3 protein-coding genes are annotated in these 3,047 nt (G+C 70.9%); all 3 read left to right on the forward strand.

Annotated features, from left to right (window positions below):
* Positions 1–375: 375 nt before the first annotated feature.
* The 3 genes from AB0J39_RS38940 to AB0J39_RS38950 all read left to right on the forward strand — a co-directional run bounded on the left by AB0J39_RS38940 (position 376) and on the right by AB0J39_RS38950 (position 2,966).
* Positions 376–1,563, forward strand: coding sequence for a YncE family protein (locus AB0J39_RS38940; protein ID WP_363474160.1), 1,188 nt, complete (start codon positions 376–378; stop codon positions 1,561–1,563).
* Between the two features lie 133 nt (positions 1,564–1,696).
* On the forward strand, positions 1,697–2,167 hold the full coding sequence (locus tag AB0J39_RS38945; RefSeq protein ID WP_363474162.1) for a lamin tail domain-containing protein: 471 nt from the start codon (positions 1,697–1,699) through the stop codon (positions 2,165–2,167).
* A gap of 316 nt (positions 2,168–2,483) precedes the next feature.
* A complete protein-coding gene (locus tag AB0J39_RS38950; protein ID WP_363474164.1) occupies positions 2,484–2,966 on the forward strand; it encodes a hypothetical protein in 483 nt (160 codons plus the stop codon).
* Positions 2,967–3,047 lie beyond the last annotated feature (81 nt).

A 3,047-nucleotide genomic window follows, 5' to 3' on the forward strand; every position in this document is an offset into this window, starting at 1 on the left:
CCCTCGCGACCACACTGCCCGGCGCCAGCCCCTCGCTGCCCGACCGGAAAGCCGTGGACGAACTGCTCGGCGCCGAGGTGACCGCCCGATGACGCGCGCCGTCACGGGCTGAGCCGTGCGGGCCCGCTGCCGGCGGGCGGCTCCTGCCTGCGGGGGTGGGAGCGGCATCTCGGCGCGCCCGGGCGGCGGTGGGGCACGGGGCCTGAAAGAGCGGGCAAAGCGGCCTGCGGGCCGTGGCGGCCGGCGTTAGCGTCGCGCCGACCCGCTGCGTCGTGCCGATCCAGGCGCGGCCGGTCATGACCGTACGGGGGCTGGCCGGGCACAGCCCGCCGCGACGAAGGGGCAGGCGTGGACCGAGCGCGTGGAGCCGCTGCCGTGACCGTGGCACTGATGACCGTGGCACTGATGACCGTGGCGCTGGTGATCGTGGGGGGATGCGCCGTCATCGGACGCACGGCGGAGCCGCCCGTGCCGCGGGCCGCGCCGGCGCGCATCACGAGCGCCCCGCCGTCGTCCGCCCGGCCGTCGCCGGCCGCGGCCGCGCCGATCGAGCCGGAGCACCGGGGGCGGGCCGACGTCTACGCGGCCGACCGGCCGGGGATGCTCAGCCCCGTCGTGAAGGGTTTCCGCTCCCTCGTGTACGTGCCCAACAGCGAAAGCGGCACGGTCGACGTCATCGACCCGGAGACGTACCGGATCGTGCGGCACTTCAGGACCGGGGCGCTGCCCCAGCACGTGGTGCCGTCCTGGGACCTCAAGACGCTGTGGGTGAACAACAACCGGGGCAACTTCCTCACCCCTGTCGACCCCCGCACCGGCAGGCCCGGCCGCCCGGTGCCCGTGGAGGACCCGTACAACCTGTACTTCTCCCCGGACGGCACGTACGCGCTGGTCATGGCGGAGCGGAACAACCAGCTCGACCTGCGCGACCCGCACAGCATGAAACTCCTGCGCTCCCTGCCGCTGCCCTGCCGGGGCGTGAACCACGGCGACTTCACCGTGGACGGCACGGTGTTCCTCGCGAGCTGCGAGTTCAGCGGCGACCTCGTCGTGATCGACTGGCGTACGCCGAGCGTGATCCGCCGCATCCACCTGGGCCACATGAGCATGCCGCAGGACGTGAAGTTGTCGCCCGACGGCACGGTCTTCTACGTCGCGGACATGGAACGGCACGGGGTGTGGCTGGTCGACGCGGCGACGTACGAGGTCGAACGGTTCCTGCCGACCGGCCGGGGCGCGCACGGCCTCTACGTCAGCCGCGACTCGCGCCGTCTGTACGTGTCGAACCGGGGCGAGGGATCGGTGTCGGTCGTGTCGTTCGCGAAACGGAAGGTGGTGGACGTGTGGCGGATCCCCGGCGGCGGCTCGCCCGACATGGGCGGCGTGTCGGCGGACGGCACGAAGCTGTGGCTCAGCGGTCGCTACCACGGGGTCGTCTACGTCTTCGACACCCGGGACGGCAGAGTCGTCCGCACCATCAGGGTCGGCGCCGGGCCGCACGGGCTGTGCGTGTATCCCCAGCCCGGCCGGTACTCGCTCGGCCACACGGGTGTCTTCCGGTGAACTGAGGCCACGGGGCCGGTCTCCGCGGGGGCGCCCCACGGATGCCAAACCGATACAGGGATGGTCAATCGGTATCAAAGATCATCATTATGATCGATTCCGATCGTGTCCTCCCCATCCCAGGAGTAACTCCGTGCGTATCCGATCCCTGCTGACGGCCGCGGTGGTGGCCGCCGGCGTGGTGGCCGTCTCCCAGCCCTCCTACGCGGCGGGCCCGGCCGTCCGGATCACCAAGATCTACTACGACTCGCCCGGTTCGCCGGACTTCGGCGCGAACAGCAGCCTGAACGGCGAGTACGTCCAGATCAAGAACTCGACGAGGAAGGCCGTGAGCCTCACGGGCTGGACCGTCCGCGACAGGACGAAGCGGGCGGATCACGTCTACACGTTCGGCAGGTTCACCCTCGGCGCGGGGAAGACGGTCACCCTGCGGACCGGCAGGGGGAAGAACACCGCGACCACCCTCTACTGGGGCAGGAGCGGGGGGACTTTCGCCTACATCTGGAACCAGACCGCGGATGCGGCGTACCTGCGGGACGCCTCGGGCGCGCTGGTCGACTCCTGCGCGTACAACTCGTCGCGGCACGACTACAAGATCTGCTGACCTCCGGCCGGACCCGCGACCGGCCCCCGGCGGAGCGCCGCCGGGGGCCGTCTTCGTGATCCTCGCGGGAATCCTCCGCCGGCGCCTCACGCGGCATCAAATATGCGGCATGAAATATTCAACGGTCCCGCGGGGATTTCGACCCGCTCCGCCGCCGTCTCCGCGCTGGTCGCCGCGCAGCGGCGTCGCCAAGGTCCCCCCGGGCGCCGCGTTAACGCCGGACCGGATCCAGCCCCCGCACCGCCACGCTGGATCGTTCCGCTTCCGCGGCCATAGCCTCCGGGCACTCGCACTCCTGCTACGGATGAGGTGTGAATTGATCGCACGCTCGAGTGGACGTCGCCTCACGGCGTCGTTCGCCATGGCCATCGGGGCGATGGCCGCCGCGCTCCTGCCGCTCAGCCCCGCGCACGCGGCGTACGGCCCGGACCAGCCGGTCTACCTGCAACTGGTGAGCAACGACGGCAACGCGACACAGCTGGCCCTCCTGGACGGCACGGTGGCGTTCGACGACGGGAACACGAAGTACCGCTACTCGCTGCGCCTGTGCTGGCAGCACGCCTACCCGCAGCCCTACTTCACGATCAACGTCAACGGCACGAGCACGGCCTGGCCGACGCAGACCGGCCCGACGTCGATGCCGGGGTGCCAGCAGGCCTACCTGTACAGCGGCGAGGTGAACTTCGGCGGCACCGTCCGCAACGTCCGCTTCGACGTGACCGGCGGGTGGTTCGGCAGCAACGGCCAGTACCAGATGCGGACGAAGAGCACCGGCACCTACGACAACCCCTACAACTGAGCGCCGGATCGCGTCGGCGACGGCCTGGACCGTGACTGAGCGGCGAGGTCTCCGGTCGGCGGTCCCACCAGGACCGCCGAC

The sequence above is a fragment of the Microbispora sp. NPDC049633 genome, from assembly GCF_040675265.1.
Classification (GTDB): domain Bacteria; phylum Actinomycetota; class Actinomycetes; order Streptosporangiales; family Streptosporangiaceae; genus Microbispora; species Microbispora maris.